Annotated in this window: 16 protein-coding genes; 3 read left to right on the top strand and 13 right to left on the bottom strand. The window is 66.0% G+C overall.

Features of this window, described 5'->3' with window-relative positions; translation table 11 throughout:
* The first annotated feature begins 6 nt into the window (after positions 1-6).
* Positions 7-2,052: a TonB-dependent receptor gene (locus FHY19_RS18250; protein ID WP_259167613.1), complete on the top strand. Its 2,046-nt coding sequence runs from the start codon at positions 7-9 to the stop codon at positions 2,050-2,052.
* Positions 2,053-2,274: 222 nt separating this feature from the next.
* Here FHY19_RS18250 and FHY19_RS18245 read toward each other — a convergent pair whose 3' ends face one another.
* Both FHY19_RS18245 and FHY19_RS18240 read right to left on the bottom strand, forming a co-directional pair.
* The gene (locus FHY19_RS18245) at positions 2,275-2,688 is read right to left on the bottom strand and encodes a VanZ family protein (protein ID WP_259167611.1); all 414 of its coding nucleotides are present in this window, start codon (positions 2,686-2,688) and stop codon (positions 2,275-2,277) included.
* The gene (locus tag FHY19_RS18240) at positions 2,676-3,929 is read right to left on the bottom strand and encodes an SAM-dependent methyltransferase (protein WP_259155241.1); all 1,254 of its coding nucleotides are present in this window, start codon (positions 3,927-3,929) and stop codon (positions 2,676-2,678) included. Before FHY19_RS18240 ends, FHY19_RS18245 begins: the two co-directional genes overlap by 13 nt.
* Here FHY19_RS18240 and FHY19_RS18235 point away from each other — a divergent pair.
* Positions 3,928-4,665, top strand: a complete 738-nt coding sequence (locus FHY19_RS18235; RefSeq protein ID WP_259167607.1) for a pteridine reductase — start codon at positions 3,928-3,930, stop codon at positions 4,663-4,665. The genes FHY19_RS18240 and FHY19_RS18235 overlap by 2 nt on opposite strands.
* A 263-nt stretch (positions 4,666-4,928) precedes the next feature.
* On the opposite strand, the gene folK is transcribed toward FHY19_RS18235, so the two are convergent.
* The 5 genes from folK to FHY19_RS18210 form a co-directional block, all read right to left on the bottom strand.
* A complete protein-coding gene (folK, locus tag FHY19_RS18230) occupies positions 4,929-5,438 on the bottom strand; it encodes a 2-amino-4-hydroxy-6-hydroxymethyldihydropteridine diphosphokinase (protein ID WP_259167604.1) in 510 nt (169 codons plus the stop codon).
* 90 nt (positions 5,439-5,528) lie between these two features.
* The gene (locus tag FHY19_RS18225) at positions 5,529-7,031 is read right to left on the bottom strand and encodes a hybrid sensor histidine kinase/response regulator (RefSeq protein ID WP_259155244.1); all 1,503 of its coding nucleotides are present in this window, start codon (positions 7,029-7,031) and stop codon (positions 5,529-5,531) included.
* 3 nt (positions 7,032-7,034) lie between these two features.
* Positions 7,035-7,475, bottom strand: coding sequence for a response regulator (locus FHY19_RS18220; protein WP_046964586.1), 441 nt, complete (start codon positions 7,473-7,475; stop codon positions 7,035-7,037).
* On the bottom strand, positions 7,472-9,283 hold the full coding sequence (locus FHY19_RS18215) for an ATP-binding protein (protein WP_259167602.1): 1,812 nt from the start codon (positions 9,281-9,283) through the stop codon (positions 7,472-7,474). The genes FHY19_RS18220 and FHY19_RS18215 overlap by 4 nt, the downstream gene beginning before the upstream one ends.
* 727 nt (positions 9,284-10,010) lie before the next feature.
* Positions 10,011-10,382 carry a BON domain-containing protein gene (locus tag FHY19_RS18210; protein ID WP_259155965.1) on the bottom strand — a complete coding sequence of 124 codons (372 nt, stop codon included), beginning with the start codon at positions 10,380-10,382 and terminating at the stop codon, positions 10,011-10,013.
* A 149-nt stretch (positions 10,383-10,531) separates the two neighbouring features.
* On the opposite strand from FHY19_RS18210, the gene FHY19_RS18205 reads away from it, so the two are divergent.
* Positions 10,532-11,590: an oxidoreductase gene (locus FHY19_RS18205; RefSeq protein WP_259167599.1), complete on the top strand. Its 1,059-nt coding sequence runs from the start codon at positions 10,532-10,534 to the stop codon at positions 11,588-11,590.
* 320 nt (positions 11,591-11,910) lie between these two features.
* On the opposite strand, the gene gnd is transcribed toward FHY19_RS18205, so the two are convergent.
* The 6 genes from gnd to FHY19_RS18175 all read right to left on the bottom strand — a co-directional run bounded on the left by gnd (position 11,911) and on the right by FHY19_RS18175 (position 17,864).
* Complete coding sequence (gnd, locus tag FHY19_RS18200) at positions 11,911-12,852, bottom strand: phosphogluconate dehydrogenase (NAD(+)-dependent, decarboxylating) (RefSeq protein ID WP_259167597.1); 942 nt, start codon at positions 12,850-12,852, stop codon at positions 11,911-11,913.
* A 21-nt stretch (positions 12,853-12,873) separates the two neighbouring features.
* A complete protein-coding gene (locus tag FHY19_RS18195; protein WP_259167725.1) occupies positions 12,874-14,160 on the bottom strand; it encodes a hypothetical protein in 1,287 nt (428 codons plus the stop codon).
* Between the two features lie 201 nt (positions 14,161-14,361).
* Positions 14,362-14,739: a glycine zipper 2TM domain-containing protein gene (locus tag FHY19_RS18190; RefSeq protein ID WP_259155251.1), complete on the bottom strand. Its 378-nt coding sequence runs from the start codon at positions 14,737-14,739 to the stop codon at positions 14,362-14,364.
* A 123-nt stretch (positions 14,740-14,862) separates the two neighbouring features.
* On the bottom strand, positions 14,863-15,633 hold the full coding sequence (locus FHY19_RS18185) for a DUF2242 domain-containing protein (protein WP_259167595.1): 771 nt from the start codon (positions 15,631-15,633) through the stop codon (positions 14,863-14,865).
* Between the two features lie 73 nt (positions 15,634-15,706).
* The gene (locus FHY19_RS18180; RefSeq protein WP_259167592.1) at positions 15,707-16,771 is read right to left on the bottom strand and encodes a DNA methyltransferase; all 1,065 of its coding nucleotides are present in this window, start codon (positions 16,769-16,771) and stop codon (positions 15,707-15,709) included.
* A complete protein-coding gene (locus FHY19_RS18175; protein WP_259167590.1) occupies positions 16,764-17,864 on the bottom strand; it encodes a hypothetical protein in 1,101 nt (366 codons plus the stop codon). The genes FHY19_RS18180 and FHY19_RS18175 overlap by 8 nt, the downstream gene beginning before the upstream one ends.
* Positions 17,865-17,876: the final 12 nt, after the last annotated feature.

Raw genomic sequence — 17,876 nt, 5'->3', positions numbered from 1 at the left:
CGATCCATGAAGATCCAGATTCTCGTGGCGGCAGTGGCTGCCATCCTGTTTGCCGCCCAAGCGCGTGCGCAGTCGTCCGATTCGGCGCTGACGCTCGGCAAGGTCGATGTCCACCAACATGGCGAAGGCCAACTCACCGCGCATCAGGTGCTGACCTCGGTGGACGTGCTGGGCGCCGACCAGATCGAAGACAAGAACGTGTCCTATAGCTGGGAGCTGCTCGGGCAGATGCCCGGTATCCAGCTCACCGAAACCCGGCAGGGCGCCGAATCGGGCAAGGTCAGCTTTCGCGCCTTCAACGGCGAGGGTTACCTCAATGCGATCAAGACGCTGATCGACGGCATTCCCAGCAACGTCAACAGCGGCAACCAGCGCTTCATCGACATGCTGTTCCCGCTGGAAATCAGCTACATCGAGGTGGTGCGCGGCACCAATGATCCGCGCTACGGCTTGCACAACATCGGCGGCAACATCAATTTCGGCACGCGTCAGGGCGGCAATTACACCGACGCGCGCCTGACCTACGGCAGCTTCAACACCCGCGATGGGCAGCTGGCCGTGGGCCGCGAACGCGACGGGTTTGCGCAGAACTATTTCGTCGGCGTGCAGGCCTCCGATGGCTACCGTGAGCACGACACCTCCAGCAAATATGCGTTGGGCGGCAAATGGTTCTACGGCAGCCTCGACGACGGCATGCGCATCGGCCTGACCGCACGCGTCTATCACAACCAGGCCGACGAACCCGGCTTCATGACCGCAGCGGAAATGCAGGCAGACCGTCGCAGCTCGGACCTGCGCAACCGCAACGACGGCGACGACCGCGACATGCGCCAGGTTGGCGTCCATATGGACCTGAAGCTGGCGGAAGGACTGTTTTTAGGCACCAGGCTTTACTACAACCGCTATCTGGACGACCGCCAGGTGACCTTCAGCGACCTGCCCACCGGCAACGCGCCCCGCCAGCGCCGCATCTGGGACGAGACCCAGGTCGGCATGCTCAACACGCTGACCTGGCGCAGCAGCGACACGCTCACCCTGGAAGGCGGCGTCAACTACGAACATCAGGACAACGCCTACCGACGCGAGCGCTTCAGCTACGCCGAGCCCACCAATTTCAACGCCGCCCCGGCACGCATCCAGAACGACGACCGCCATACCTTCGACAACTGGGGCGCCTACGTGCAGGCGATCTATCAGCCGATCGAGGCGCTGAAGATCGTGCCGGCCTACCGCGTGGACCGCTTCGATGGCCACACCCAACTGCCCGGCGGCGTGCGCGCACCGCTGCAGCGCTACGGCACCATCGAGCAGCCGAAACTGAGCGTGGTCTACGCCTTCACCCCGACCACCAACGTCTATGCCAACTGGGGCCGCAGCTTCCAGGTGCTGACCGGCTCCACTGCGCCGGCTTACCTCACCGCCGGGCAGCCAGACGTGCGCCCGTCCACCAATACCGGCATGGAGCTGGGCATGAAATTCAGCCCGTTCCATGGGAGCCAGGCGCGCATCGCGGTGTGGCAACAGGACGCGGCCAACGAAGTCTCCAACATGCCCGCCACCGGCACCACCGTCACCCTGGGCAAGACACGCCGGCGTGGCGTGGATGCGCAGATCAATGCGCAGCTGGGCGACAGGTGGACGCTATGGGCATCGCACGCGTATCAGGAAGCGAAGATCGAACGCGACGACCGCGATGCCAGCGTGTCGCTGGTCGGCCGCGAAGTGGCCGCAACGCCGCGTTACATCAGCAACATCGGCGTCGAGTACCGCCCGACCGCTGCGCTGCGCCTGGGTATGCAGGGCCGCGCGCAAGGCGATTACTACCTGGAAGAGCGCAACGTGGCCGGCAAGTACGGCGGCTTCGCCACCCTGGATCTCACCGCCAGATACACCATCAACCCCGCCTGGAGCGTGGATCTGCAGGTCCGCAACGCCACCGGCCGCGAGTACGCCTACGTGTGGTACGACAGCTTCTTCTGGACGCAGGCACAGCCGATGTTTTCGCCAGCGGCAGGGCGCCAGCTCTATCTTGGCTTGAACATGAAGCTGTAACTCGCCCATCCACGGGCTGGGACTGACGCTACATCCGATGATGTACGCAGGGCTGCTACGCGATGCAGCGGCCCTGCGCCGGGTCTGGAACGTCAGACACCGCCGTCGGCTGCCACAACGACCCGGTGCTCGCTGCCGACGCCTCACTCGCCATCGCAAGCCATCGCCCGATAACGGCAATGCCTGCAGGCGTGCGTTCGTACGCGCCTGCGCGCACGCGACTCAACGCCGCGCAAACAGGCGCTGGTCGATCCGCAACATCACAAAACGCAACGGCGTCCACGCCAGGCACAGGCCGGCGACGATACCCAGCGTGTCGGCCAGCGCATCGTAGGGGTCGGCGCTTCGATTGGTCGTCAGTGCGCCTTGCGCGATCTCGATACCGATACCCAACGCCACCAGACCGATGGCCGCAACCGCTTGCGCGCGGCGCGTGGCAAACAACTGCACCGCGCCCCAGCACAACAGCGCGAAGGTCAAAAAGTGCTCGGCCTTGTCGCTGTTGTCCGGCAGCTCCGGAATCTCCGGCGGCGGCCCCAGGCAGACTGCAATCACCGCCACGATCGCAGCGATCCATAACCCCACCCACAACCGCGGCCGATGAAACGGGCGCAGCGTCTGCGTTACAGCCGCCATGTGAGATCGCCGGCCAGAAATGCGGGCGCGATGTCCACATCGCGCGCAAAGCCCATCACCTGAAAGCGCTCGCCCATCTCGCTGGGCAAGGTCAGCCGCTTGATCTGCTCGCGCAGGCGCATGCGCCCTACTTCATCGGTGCGCGTATCGGCCTGCGCCAGCAAGCCATCCAGGCCGTTGCCCAACAGGAAACTGGCCTGCGTGCAGTAACCGGCCAGTTCGAAGCCGGCACCGGTGCCCGCCTCCGCAAGCGCGGTGAAATCCACCGACGCCGTCAGGTCCTGCAGACCGGGCCAGCGATACAGGTCTTCATGCATGCGATGGCGATAGAACGCACGCAAGGTGCCGTCCTCGCGCTGCGCGCGATAGAACTCGCCGCGCGGATATCCGTAGTCGACAAACACCATCGCTCCGCGTTTCAGGCCGCCGGCCACCGCCTGGATCCAGTACGGCAGCTGCGGCAGCAGCTCAGAGCGGTAGCCATCGGCGAATGGCTGCTCCAGATAGCGCTCCAGATGCCGTACCGCCGCGCTCAACAACGCGTCGGCCGGCTGCTCGCCACGCGCAAACTGCTGCTGCGCATCGAGTACCACGGTTTCCTCGTAGACCTCGCCCTCACGTATCGCAAAGCGCGGCGTGGGCAGCGCATCGATCACCTCGTTGGCGAACAGCACGCCATCCCAATCGTCCGGGAACGGGCCATCCAGCCATTCGACCAGATCGAACACCGGCGGAATCAGGCTGCGCCCCAGGCGCTCGCGCTGGCGCTCGCGCAGGTCTGCGCTGGGTTCGAGAATCGCATAGCGCTCGGGCAACGCGTCCAGCTCCAGCAGCCGCTTCAGCGTGACTTCGGCAAATGCGCCGCTGCCGCCGCCCACTTCCAGCATTCGCGCCTGCGGCCCGAGCTGCTGCAGCACCGGCGCCAGCGCACCGGACACGGTGGCCGCAAACAACGGGCCCAGCTCGGGCGCGGTGACGAAGTCGCCGGCCTCGCCGAACTTGCTCGACCCGGCGCTGTAGTAACCAAGACCCGGCGCATACAACGCCAGCTCCATGAAGCGCGAGAACGGAATCGCACCGCCGGCGGCCTGGATTTCGGCGCGCACATGCGCAGCCAGTCGGTCGCTGTGGGCCAGCGCGTCCGAATCGGGAGTGGGGAGGTCGGCGTGCATGCGGGCACCGGTTGCGGGGACAATGCACAGGATAGCCGAGCCCTTTGCAACGCCGAGCGAGTACGCCATGACAGACAGTTCCAAGGTGGTGTTGATCACCGGCGCAGGCCGGCGCATCGGCGCACAGATCGCCGCCACGCTGCACGCCGCCGGCTACCGGGTTGCCCTGCACGCGCATCAGTCCGCCGACGCGCTAGGCGCGCGCGTGGCCGAGCTGTGCGCGCAACGCGCAGGCAGCGCGCAGGCCTTGCACGCGGATCTGCGCCTGCCGCACGCGCCTGCGCAACTGGTGGCCGAGTGCGTCGACGCATTCGGCCGCCTGGATGGCGTGGTCAACAATGCCTCGGCGTTCTATCCCACTGCACTTGGTCACGCCACGCCGGCGCAGTGGGACGAATTGTTCGCGGTCAATGCGCGGGCGCCGTTCTTCATCGCCCAGGCCGCTGCCACGCAATTGCGCCAGCACCGCGGCGCCATCGTCAATCTCACCGACCTGTATGCACAGCAGCCGATGCGCAACCATCCGCTGTACGGCGCCTCCAAGAGCGCGCTGGAGATGCTGACCCGCTCGCTGGCGCTGGAGTTGGCTCCGCAGGTACGCGTCAATGCCGTCGCGCCCGGCGCCATCCTGTGGCCGGAGCAAGGCAAGTCTGCCGACGCCAGGCAGGCGCTGCTCGCCCGCACGCCGTTGGCGCGCATCGGCACGCCGGAAGAGATCGCCGAGGCGGTGCGCTGGTTGCTGGACGACGCCAGCTTCATCACCGGGCAGATCCTGCATGTGGACGGCGGCCGTCAACTCAGTTGAGAGCGGCCAGCCCAATGACCGCGCTCACCCCAGGCGGACGCGGCAAGTGCCCGGTGCGGCACCTAGTGCCTACACTCCGGTGTTCAGTGCGCCGTCCACACGCAGCTGGCGGCTGCTCGCCAGGTTCTGGTCGCGCGAGTGCGCGCGTTGCGTGAGGGTGCATCGTCAGCGATTGCAGACGGATGCGCCTACACCGATCGGCGCGGCTGAGCTGTCAGTTCACCACGGTCGTGCAGCACGGCCAGCCGCGCCGTACACCTGTGCTAGTGCGCAGCACGCAGCGCGGGCGCATCCAGCTCCACCGTCGTAAACGCACTGCCGTATTGCGGATGCGCCTGCCACAGCGTGGCCAAGCTCCGTCCGCTCAGCGGGTCGACGAAGTCCGGCGCGATATCGGCCAGCGGCCTGAGCACGAAGGCATGCTTGAGCTCCGGGCGCGGGATACGCAGGTGGCCCGGCCCCTGGACGATGCAATCGCCGAAGAACACCACGTCCACATCCAGGGTCCGGTCGCTGAAACGCGGCCCGCTGCGATCGCGGCCATGCGCATCTTCCAGCGCATGCAACCAGTGGTCGAGCGCATCCAGGTCCAGGTCGGTCTGCAAGGCCACGGCGTTGTTGACGAAGTCCGGCCCATCGAAGCCCACTGCCGGCGTGCGGTATGCCGGGGAGACGTCGAGCTGGCCAAAGCGCGCGCGCAGGGCGGCGACGGCCAAGCGCAGGTAGTGAGTCGGCTGGACGTTGCTGCCGAGGCTGAGAAGCACGGTGGTCATGCGGTATTCGCGCATGCGGCCGGCGTCAGCGTCAACTGTTGGCGCGCGCCACAGGCCCAGCGGCACAGGCGCAGCGCGCGCGCGCGTGGATCAGGCCACTTCCAGCGCATGCGCTACCGCGCGAAACACACGGCGCATTTCCAGCGGTTTGCGCAGCACGTGCACGGGGATGTCGGGCGGGAAATGCGCACGCTGCAACGGCGCGCCGACATCTTCCAGCACGATCGCCGGCCCCTGGTAGCCCAGCTCCTGCATGCTCAACAACACGCTCACCGCCGACAACAGGATGATGTCGCTGTCGATGATCACCAGATCCGGCATCGCGTGCTGCTGCACCAGTTGCAGCGCAGCGGCGCCATCGGTGGCCAGTTGCGGCTGGTAGCCCTGGCTGGACAGGGCATTGCCCAGCAGCGACAGCCGCGTGGCCTCACCGTCCACCAGCAGGATGCGCTGCCCACGGCCCAGCGCCAGCGGCGGCTCGCTCTCGGCGATCACCGTCGCTGCCGCACGCATCGGCACGATCATGTCAAAGCGCGTGCCCTCGCCCAGTCGGCTGTCGACCTGGATGCTGCCACCGTAGCTTTCCACGATGCGCTTGCACGAGATCAGACCCAACCCGGTGCCATCGGCCTTGGTAGTGAAGAAGGGACTGAACAGGCGCGCGCGCGTTTCATCGGTCATGCCCACGCCGGTGTCGGCCACGCTCATGCGCACGCGCGTGGCGTCGAAGCGATCGGCCGACAGCACCAGGGTGCCGCCGCCCGGCATCGCCTGGATCGCGTTCAAGCCCAGGTTGAGCAGGCATTGCTGTAGTTCGGTGTAGTTGGCTTCGATGGTCAGATCCAAGGCGATCGTGTCCATCTGCAATCGCACGCCATCGGGCAGGCTGCTCCGCAGCAGCATCTGCACCGCCTGAAACAGGTTGGCGATGGACACCTGCTCGCGCGGCTTGTTGGAGCCACGCACGAACGACAGCATCGACTCGGCCATCTCGTGCCCGCGGCGGCCGCATTCGGCCACCACGTTGGCCAGCTGGCGCAGCTGCGGGTCGTCGGTGCGCCCGGCCAGCAGGTCGGGCACGATCAGCAACGGTTGCAGGATGTTGCGCAGGTCGTGGCTCAGTCCGGCCGCCAGCATTGCCAGGCTTTCCAGCCGTTGCGCACGCATCAGCTCGCTCTCCACGCGCTGGCGCTCGAGCTCTGCACGCGCCTCGCGGATGGCGCGCATCACCGCGCTCGGCAACCGCGTGGGGTTGTGCTTGATGATGTAGTCGTTGGCGCCGTCCTGCAGCGCCTTGACCGCCGTCTCCTCACCCATGGTGCCGGAGACGAAGATGAAGGGAGTGGCGCCATTCTGACGCACCAGGCGCAGCGCCTGATGGCCGGAAAACCCGGGCATGCTCAGGTCCGACAGCACGATGTCCGGCGCAAACGCCTCCAGCGCGCTGCGCAGCGACGGCTCGCTGTCCACGCGCTCGAACGCCGCGTCGATGCCGGCATCGAGCAACTGATCGGACAACAGCTCGGCATCTTCCGGCGAATCTTCCACCAGAAGGATCTTCAGCTGCTCCAGTTTGCCACCCTCATGCGGCATGGGTCAGTCCAGCTCCGGTGCCTGATTGATCACCGCCCAGAACGTGCCGAGCGTCTTGACCGCGGTAAAGAACTGATCGACATCCACCGGCTTGACCACATAGGCGTTGACGCCCAGGTCCCAGCTGCGTGCAAGGTCGCTTTCTTCGCGCGAGGACGACAGGATCACCACCGGAAGCCGCTTGAGCGCCTCGTCGCTGCGCACCTGCTTGAGCACTTCCAGCCCATCCAGGCGCGGCATCTTGATGTCCAGCAGCAGCACCGCCGGCAGGCCTTCTTCGCGGTTGGCATAGGCGCCGCGACGCAGCAGGTAATCCATGACTTCAACGCCGTCTTCGACGTGCACGATGGGGTTGGCAAGACGGGCGTCGCGCAGGGCGTCGACCGCCATCTCCGCATCGGCCGGGCTGTCTTCTGCCAGAAGAATGGTACGGATGGCGGTCATACAGTGAACTCTTGGTTGGGCGCTTCAAGCGCAGGGGGAAGCTCGAAATAAAACGTGGCGCCTTCGTCGACGACACCTTCGGCCCAGATACGGCCACCGTGACGCGTCAACACGCGCCGCACGCTGGCCAGACCGATGCCGGTGCCAGCGTATTCGCTGGCCTTGTGCAAGCGCTGGAACACGCCGAACAACTTGCCGCTGTACTCCATGTCGAAGCCCGCGCCGTTGTCGCGCACGCTGAACTGATGGCCGCCGTCGGCCATCGGCGTGTAGGTCACCTCGACCCTGGCCACCTCACGCTTGGCGCTGTACTTGACCGCATTGCCCAGCAGGTTCATCCATAGCTGGCGCATCATATTTTCGTCGGCCACCAATACCGGCAGCGGCGCGATCTGCCAGTCCACACGGTGGCCGGTATTTTCGCTCTGCACGTTGGAATCCAGGATCGCACGCGTCTCGGCCACCAGCGACTGCATGTCCACCGCCTGCAACCGCAGCGCGCTGCGGCCCAGGCGCGAATACACCAGCAGGTCGTCGATGAGCGAGGCCATGCGCCGCGCCGAGGAGCTGATCACTTCCATGTAGTGACGCGACTTTTCGTCGGCCGCGTCGCCCAGATGACGCGCCAGCTTGTCCGAAAAACCGGCCACATGCCGCAATGGCGCGCGCAGGTCGTGCGATACCGAATAGCTGAAGGCTTCCAGCTCGCGGTTGACCTCCGACACCTGCTCCACCTTGCCCTCCATCTGCCGGTTGAGCTCCTGGATGCGCAGTTGCGAGGCCTTCTGCAGACTGATGTCGCTGACCGTCATCAGCACCACGTCTTCGTCGACGGTATCCGGCAATGGCATGCGGCGGGCATTGATCAGCATGGTGCGCAGGACGCCATCGGCGCCGCGCTGCTCGTGCTCGAAGTCCCACAGTTCGCGCCCGCGCAGCAACACGTCGGCCAGGCGCTGGTGGATCTGCTGGTCGTGCCAGACCCCGTCGCCCACATCTTCCAGCGCCATCAATTCGTTGCCGCGCTCCTCCAGACCGTACAACTCGGCAAAGGCGGGGTTGTGCAGCAGGATGCGTTGATTGGCATCCAGCAGCACGATCGGCTCACGCACGGTTTGCAGCACCGAACTGGCACGGCCGTTGGCGCGCAGGTATTCCTGCTCGGCGGCAAGACGGCGGCGGATCTGCCGCTGCAGCAGCCAGATGACGGTTGCCAGCAAGAGCAGCTGCACTGCCAGCGTGGCCCAGCTCAGCATCGCGTAATGCAGGCGTTCGGTGTCTGCACGCCCGTTGCGCAATGCCAGCAACCGGCCCTCGGCACCCTGCAACTCGTCGATCAGCACACGGATGGGGTTGTTCACCGTCATGTCGTCGATCAGCGCACGGATCTGCGCCGGTTCGGTGGTGACCGCAATCCGCTCGGCCAGCAGCAGGCGGCGCTCGATGGTGCTCTGGATGCGCCCCATGCGCACCTGCTGCGGCGGGTTGTCCTTGGTCAGGGCGATCAACCGCTGCACCGCCGCTATCGACTCGCGCCGGCCACGCCGCATGCGTTCCAGCAAGGCCGGGCGCTCCACGCCGTGCGAGCGCATCAACGCGGCCGATTCGGTGTCGCGCATGGCCGCCTCCAGCCGTTGCGCGGTCTCCTGCACTTCCTGGCTATGCGAGACCCACACTGCGGCCTGATTGGCGTTGCGCGCCATCTGCTGCAGCAGCAACGACGGCACCACCACGATCAGGCACACGGCAACCGCCAACGAGGGCAGGCGCCAGCGATCCCATCTGTCTGCTTGGACCGTTGTCTGCATTGCTAGGTCTGTATCCGCTCGCTGCACGTGCCCGGGACGAGTCGGCATTGTCTCCGATCACGCCGCGGGCGAGATTAATGGTTCAGCCATGCCGCAACGGCCATGACATAGCTGAATGGGCATATCATAAGTGCAGCAAAGGTGAAAATGGCGCGAGAAGGCCGCCGTTTGTCGGCGGTGGAGGACCATGGACACCGCTGGCCCAGCGGTCCGCACCAATCGGCCCGCCTTGTTGCAACGAGGCGGGCCACGCCACAGCGCAGCCCCTGCCACGCCCGGTTCCGCCCGATCCTGCGTGCTGCAGGCGCAGGCGCTCGCCGGATGCGATCGCGCATCGATAGGTGGGTGAGAAACGCTCCCTCCGATACCGATGACCTGCTTGCGCACCACCCCGGCGGCCAGGTGCTCTTCGATGATCCGGCACGATCCGGGACCAATCCAACGCATCGCTGCAGCCGAGACCGCCGCGACATTCGTCACCGATAAACAGATAGACGCAGCAGGACAACCCGCGTCGGTCAGCAGGCGGCCGACAGACCAGGCGAACAGAGCTGGACAAGGCATCGCATCAGCGCCTGGCGACATCGCTCAGTAAGCCCGCTTCCAGAGCCGCTCGCATAGGCATGGCGAATCAAACGCGCAAAAAAAAGGCGCACTCGCTAGAGTGCGCCTCGTGCTCGGATCAGCCGCCTCGCCGCAGCTGGCCCGGCATTCGCAGCAGCTGCGCTTACTTCTTCGCAGCGACGACCTTCAGGCCGGTCGACTTGACGCTCTTGACGCCCTCGATGCCCTTGGCCACGGCCACGGCCTTGTCGTGCTCGGCCTGGGTTGCCACCGAGCCGGTCAACGTCACGATGCCGTTCTTGGTCTCGACCTTTACGTCGGTACCCGACACGTTGTCGGTGGCCAGCAGATCGGCCTTCACCTTGGTGGTGATCCAGGTATCGGTGACCGGCTTCTTGGATTCGTTCATGCCAGCGGCATGATCCTTGTGCGCGCCCATGTCCTGCGGGGCGGCGAATGCCTGCGAAGCACCCAGGGTCAGGCCGAGCGACAACGCCAGCGCCAACAGCTTACGTGCATGCATCATGTTCTTCATTCGAATCGCTCCTGTTGAATGTGGCTGCAGCTTGCGGTGGCGGTCGTCGAGCACACGTGACCGCTGCATGCAGGGGTTGTGAACCTCGCGCACACGGGTATGTGCAATACCATGCGGATTCCCTCGTTCGTTGCGATGAACCGTTTTCAATGGCTAAACCGTTCAATCTGGCTGTCGTCGGCTACGGCTATGTCGGTCACACCTTTCATGCGCCGCTGATTGCCAGCACGCCGGGGCTGCGCTTGCACAGCCTGGTCTCGTCCAAAGCGCAGCAGGCGCAGGCCGATTTCCCCGAGGTCGCCGTCGTTGCCGACCTAGACACTGCGCTGGCCGACCCCGCGCTCGATGCGGTGGTCCTTGCCACACCCAATCAGACGCATGCGCCCTTTGCATTGCAGGCGCTGGCTGCAGGCAAACACGTGCTGGTCGATAAACCCTTTGCGCTGGACGCCGCGCAGGCGCGCGCCATGGTCGACGCTGCGGCAGCGGCCGGCCGCGTGATCAGCGTGTTCCAGAACCGACGCTGGGACGCCGACTTTCTCACCGTGCGTCGCCTGATCGACGAAGGCCAACTCGGCGAGGTGGTGGAATTTCATTCGCACTTCGACCGCTATCGGCCGCAGGTGCGCGACCGCTGGCGCGAGAGCGATATCCCCGGCGCAGGCCTGTGGTACGACCTGGGCCCGCATCTGCTCGACCAGGCGTTGCAACTGTTCGGCACGCCGCAGGCAATCGGTGCGGATCTGCAACGCCAGCGCAGCCAGGCGCGCAGCGACGATTATTTCCACGTCACCCTGCACTACCCGCGGCTGCGCGTGATCCTGCATGCCGGCTCGCTGGTCGCCGACAACAGTCTGCGGTTTGCCGTGCATGGCACGCGCGGCAGTTATCTCAAGCACGGCCTGGACACGCAGGAAGACCAGTTGCGCGCCGGGCGTCGCCCGGGCACGGTCGGCTGGGGCGTGGACCCCTTGCCGGGCACGCTCACCCGGGTGGATGAAGAAGGCCGCGTACATACCCACCAACCCGACAACCTGGCCGGCGACTATCGGCAGTGCTATGCGGCCTTCCGCGATGCGTTGGCCGGCACCGGGCCGGCGCCGGTCGCCGGCGCAGACGCCGTGCAACTAATGCACTTGCTGGAACTGGCGCAGCGCAGCGCAGCGACCGGACAGGTGCAATGGCTGGATGGCAAGCGCGCGCCCTGACGACCCGCAGGCATCGACTGCGCGCGCAAAGCGCAGCCGGCGCCTGACAACACGCCGCCACCGAATCGACCGCACGCAATGTACAAGGCGCCGCATCTGTGGCAGCAATGCAGCCCGCTGGCGCAACGCACTGCTTCTACAGGCCCCACGCGCGCCACGCCACGAACGTAGAGCCGTCCTGAAACGACGGCTGCGCGAGCGCGCGACGCGCATTGCGGGCAGCGGTTGGTGACGCCTATGCGCGCGCCCGAGTCGACCGCCTTCAAACCGTTCTGCGACCGCGACGCCTCTCGGCAATCGCGGCCCTCCGAGCGATCCGCCTACGCGTCCTTGCTGCCGATCGTCGGCGCTGCCGCGGTGGTGGTCATCACTGCGTGGCCACCGAACTGGTTGCGCATTGCCGCCAGCAATTTGTCGGTGAACGAGTTCTTGTCGCGCGAACGCAAGCGCTCCATCAGCGACAAGGTGATGATCGGCGCAGACACTTCCAGGTCGATCGCCTCGGCCACTGTCCAGCGGCCTTCGCCAGAATCGGCCACGAAGGGCGCGATACCGTCCATGGCCGGGTTATGCCGCAGCGCATCGGCGGTCAGGTCCAGCAACCACGACCGCACCACGCTGCCGTCGCGCCAGATCTCCGAGACCTGGTGCAGGTCCAGCGCAAAATCGGTCTTGTGCTGCATCAGGGCGAACCCTTCTGCATAGGCCTGCATCATTCCGTACTCGATGCCGTTGTGGACCATCTTGGTGAAGTGGCCGGCACCGCTCGGGCCCACCCGTCCCCAGCCCTTGTCCGGCGCAGGCGCCAGCGTGGCCAGGATCGGATGCAGCGTGGTCACCGCGGCCTCTTCGCCGCCAACCATCAGGCTATAGCCTTCCTTCAAGCCCCAGACGCCACCGCTGGTGCCGCAGTCGACGAATGCGATACCGCTTTCCTGCAACTGCGCCGCGCGGCGTTGCGAATCCTTGTAATACGAATTGCCGCCATCGATGACGATGTCGCCGGCCTGCAGCAACGGCAGCAGTTGCGCCAGCGTGTCATCGACAATTTTGCCCGCCGGCACCATCAGCCACACCACGCGCGGACTCGGCAGCGCGGACACCAGCGCCGCCAGTGCATCGGCAGTGACGATGCCCTTGGCCTGCGCGCTGCTGCGCGCGCTCGCGCCCGGATCGTAGCCATGCACACGATGTCCGCCGTGCACCAGGCGCTCGGCCATGTTGGCGCCCATGCGGCCCAAACCCACCATACCCAGTTCCATAACCACTCCTCAATGCTCTGATCAGTGCAGGGTGCCACGCCTGGCGTACGCCGGCGTGGCGGAATTCTCAATGGATTGTTCCGTGACGGTGCTGGCGCCGCACTGCTGCAGCTGCCAGTCGATCCATCGCCAGTACAAGGTGCTGCGCAGATTGTGCAAGGTCAGGTCGATCGCATAGGGTGTGCGCGGGTTGCGATCGAGCAGGCGCGCGACGTGATACCCGATCGGCTTGGTGCCCTTGGGGTGCACATACACCAGAAAGCCTTGATAGAACGGGTCATCCAGCAACCTCTGCATTTCCTGCAAGCGCGCCTGCTGCTGCGGATCCAGCGTCGCCCGCAATGCCGCGTCGCGCTCGTACAGCAGTCGCTCGAACCGCCGCTTGCCCGGCCCGCGCAGCTGCCTGGAGAGCTCCCATATCTGCCGGTTGAGCGCGTCGTAGTGCGCAAAGCCACCGTGCAGGGCCAACGCCTGCGCTGCCGCATCGCTGACATCCACCACGACGAAGTTTTCGGCCTGGTTATGGATGTCGTCCAGAGACGCCTTGTCGAACACATGCGCAATGAAGCCGGGCGCACCGACGAACGCCTGGCGCCCGAGTTGCGAAGTCTTCACCGCCTTGCCGTCGGCAAAGAACTCGCCGGCATGCGCGCCGAGCAAAATGCTGTCGGTGTCGTGCAAGGTCAGGAACGTGCCGATGGACAGTTCGCCCGGCGTAAACACCTGATCGAACCCGGCATCGCCATACAGTTCGCGCTGCGTGGCGAGCTGGGCCACCTGCCGCCCCACACCACATTCCGAACGCACCTGTCCCCGATAGAACGCGTCCAGCGCCTGCGCATTGCTGCCGCGTGGCTGATAGCCGCGGCCGAAGCTCCTGAATCCACTCCAGCCCTGCGCAGCGGCACCACGCCAGCCGAAACCGATCCAGCCCAGTTGCAGCGCAGAAAACCGGTAATGCGGATTGTCTTGCAACCGGGTGACGGCGCGACGCGTGGCAGCACCAACTTCGAATCCGTAGGCGCATTGGCTGGCCGAATCGTCCAGCAGCGCGTTGAGCGCCACGCCACGCTGTTGCGCATCCCAACCCGCCGGCAGCGTGATCCGCAGATCGCCTGCTGCATGCGCCTGCGCAAGCGAGCCACGCGTGCAGGGCGCGCCGCGCTGGATCACTGGCGCGCCGATCGCCGCACTGTCGATGCTCCAACCCAATCGCCGCAACAGCGCTTCCACGCAATCGGGTGCGGCCGTGCTCACCGTTTGACTGGGCTCGGCAGCGGCCACTTGCAGCAGCTGCAGGCCGCACATCGCCACTGCACAGAACAGCCTCGCCACGCGACGCCACGCGGCGCACGGCGCGCACACGACGCGTGGCGATCGCCGCTGCCATCGGCCGCTAGGTACGCAGAAACTCATCGCTCGGGAAGATGGATCGGCAGCACGGCGCTGCTCCTGAGATACAAGAAAGCCCCGGCATGACCGGGGCTCGTGACAAACGTGGCGTCAGGCTCAGCGACGTTCGCAGACGCGCTCGACCTGGCGATTGCCGTTGGCCTGCTGACGGTTGCCCTGAATCGCGCGACCGGCAAGGGCACCACCTACAACACCCACGCCCGTGGCTACCTTCTTGCCGTTGCCGCCGCCAACCTGGTTGCCAAGCAAGCCGCCGATGGCCGCGCCAGCGAGCGTGCCGCCGAGGCGATTGGGGTCGGTGGAATTCTTTTGCACTTCGACGTTCTTGCAGCGCACGCGTGTGCCATCGTTGAACCTGCGGCCTTCATCTGCCGTCGTGTAACGGTGCTGCGAATAGTTCTGCGCCTGCGCGAAGGTGCTCGTCGCCATCAGAGCGATCAGGGACATACCCATCAGGGAATTGCGCATTTTCATCGTACGTCTCTATCGTCCTCGCCCATTCGGCGAGCCATGGCTGCACTGTCGCCATTCGGTCGAGAACACAACGTGAAGCGCAGCGCCTCTATTCAGGCTTTGGAGCGCTGCGTGAATCGTGCGTCACGGCTGCGTGGCGGGTTCGCTCTGCGGCACGCTGGCCGGTGCCGGCGGTGGGTCCTGCGCTTCGACCGGCAATGGCGCGACGGGCGGTTGCGCAACCGTGGTCGGGACCGGTGCCGGAGTGGCTGATGACGCAGCCGCGCTGGTAGCAGGTGCCGGCGCCGCAGCGGGTGCGGCCGGCGGGTGCGGAGCCGCCGGTGCCGATGCGGGCATCGCGCTCGCAGCGGCAGGCGCCGCTTCGGTCACCTTGGGCAGGTACGAGTTCAGACGTTCGAAGAAACGCTTGTAGAAGGCCGCGTCCTGCACCGTGGTGCTGGACACGCGCACCAGCGAGTCGCCGCTGCTGCCCACCGGCAACGACAACGAACCGAGTACGCCGACACCGACGCTGGCCGATGTCGAGCTCTTCTTCAACGCGTATCTGTCCTGCAGCGCGCTGACGAAGATCTGCGCCTTGCCGCCATCCTGCGTCGCGCAGGAAATCCGTAGATTGAGCTGCTCGCTCTGGTCGGCTTCCTTCAGCTGGAAGTTCTTGCTGCCTTCCACTGCCGCAGCGTCGGCACGCGTCACCGCATAACCCTGGCTCAACAGCACGCGTCGTGCCGCTTCGCAGGCTTGCGGCGACGTGGCCGCCACACTGCGCGAATAGGTGTCGTCGGAGTTGAACGACTCACGCATCAGCATGCTGTCGCCCTTGCTGCCACCACAGCCGGCCAGGGTTGCCAACGCGCCAAGCAGCGCACCGCGCGCGATCAGGGAAGTACACGACATGGGAAGACTCCGGCATCCAAAACCGGCCAAAGCATAGCCGCAACCGATGTGCGCGCGGCGTCGCGTTGCCGGCTCAGGGCACCGGCGGTTCATCCGTTGGCAGTTGCAGGTCGACCTGCAGGCGGCTGCCATCGGCACCGATCCGCTCGGCGCGCAGGTAGTGATGGGCACGCACCGCTGCCAGCGTCACTGGCGCGCGGCAGGGCTCGCCCCACAAGCTCAAGCTGAAGCCCTGCGCCTGCAACCAGCTGGTCAGGCGGTCCCACAGCTGCTGCTCGGCGCACACCATCACATCCAGATCCGCCGGGCCTTGCGGCACCGCCGCAGGCGATTGCTGCCACCGCGCGTAGCTGCCGTGCACCACCACCGGCACGCCGAGCGCCTGCACGGCCTGCAGCAGTTGCTCTGCCTGCTGCACATCCAACCGGGCGCGGGCGTGTTGAAAGATCAGCGCATATTCGTGGCTGCGATTGCTGTCGGTGCCTGCAGGCTCCAATTCAGCGGCAGGATGCGGGTAACACAGCACCCGCTCGTCGTGCAGCGTGAACAGGCTGCCCAGTATCTGGCCCAGATCCCAGGCCTGGGGGATCACGCGCCCGCCCACACGGACATTTTCGACCATGACCACGCCGAACGCGCCCGGACGCAAGTGCCGCCGCAGCGCGTGAAACACCGCGCGCATGCCGGCCAGATAGCCCGCATAGTCTGCGCTGGCATACAGCTGCCCAGCCTCCGCCGCACCATGCCACTGGCAACCGAAATACGGCACGTTGGTCAGACACAGATCGATCGGTGCGGCGGGCGCGGCCTGCACCAGGCTGCCGACCACGATCGGCGCATCCACGGCGTGCCGCTGCAGCCGCGTGCGCGCCAGCCGTGCACGCGCCTGGTCGATCTCCATGCCGTGCGCCGCGCGGCCTTCGAAGGCCGCTGCCAGCAAGGTACTGCCGAATCCGCAGAACGGGTCGAACACCTGCTCGCCCGGCTGGCTGAAATGGCGCACGAACGGCCGCATCTGATTCACCCAGCCACAGTCGCGCCCGTTGAGCGGGTCGCTGGCGCGCAGGTCGTCGGGCAACGCCCAGGCCGCATCGTCGGGCGCCGGCGTCCACCAGCTGCGTTGATCGAGCTCATCCATGGGCAGCGTCCCACAGCACATCGGCATCCGGGTCCCACCCCGCGCACAGCCGGCCATTGGCGAAGAACACCAGCTTGTACAGATCGCCGGTGGCGTGACGGGCGTGCATCGCGGCGTAGTCGGCGCTTTCGAACACCACCTGCATGCCATCCTCGCTACGCATCCGCACATTCCAGAAGTAATAGCCTTCCGTCATGCCATCCAGCTGCCAACGCGACCACCATGGCTGTTGCATGCACGTGGCCAGCAGGTGTTCCACGCCGATGCGGTGCCGCTCGATGTAACGCAGGGTGCCGTTGCTGCGATACGCATCGTCCAGCCGCGACAACTCGCGGAAGATCACCTGACCGGCACCACAGCTGCGCGCCCACTCGATATACCGCGCGATCTCCTCTGCGCTGCATACCCCGCCCCGTTGCACGATGCAGACCAGGCGCAGCGGCAGACGCGCGGCGATGCGACGGGCAGTCCGCACGAACGTGGTGTCATCGCCAATCGGCTCGCCCGCCCGGAAGCGCATGATCGCGTCGTTTTGCGCCTGCAACGGATGGTGACGCGACAATTCGAGCCACGACACCCGGAAATCCACCAGCGCATCGAGCAGACGCTCACCGTGCGTACGCGCCAGGCCCGCACCATTGCTGTACAGCACGCGCTGCTCGACGCACGGACCATCGGGAGTGGTGGACAAGGTGTGCAGCAAGGTCTGCAGCCACTGCGCATCGTCGGTCATTTCCAGACCCGACAGCGAATACGACAATGGCATCGCATGCAGCAGTTGCAGTGCGGCGCGCAACTGCGCGAAATAGTCCGGGCCCGGGCGCAGCATCGCCCCCGCCAGACCGCCCGCGTGCTGGCGCAAATTCTCCGAACAAAACCCGCAGCGCGCCGAACAGGGCCGCACCGAGGCATACGGCGTCAAGGTGACCGGCAATGCAACCCGATAGCGGCGTGGGCCGATCTGCAACGCATGCCAGCGACTGCTGTCGGCCTGCAGCGGCACGCGCCGCTGCAGGTTGGGTACCGTCGCGCGCAACTGCGCCAACAGCGGTGATGCAGGCAGCAAAGGCACAACATCGGTGAGCGCGGGCATGGCCATGCCTGC

The organism is Xanthomonas sp. 4461 (assembly GCF_024806475.1).
GTDB lineage: Bacteria > Pseudomonadota > Gammaproteobacteria > Xanthomonadales > Xanthomonadaceae > Xanthomonas > Xanthomonas arboricola_F.
Note: the sequence above shows the minus strand (reverse complement) of the source record. Positions and strands in the feature narration are given on the sequence as shown.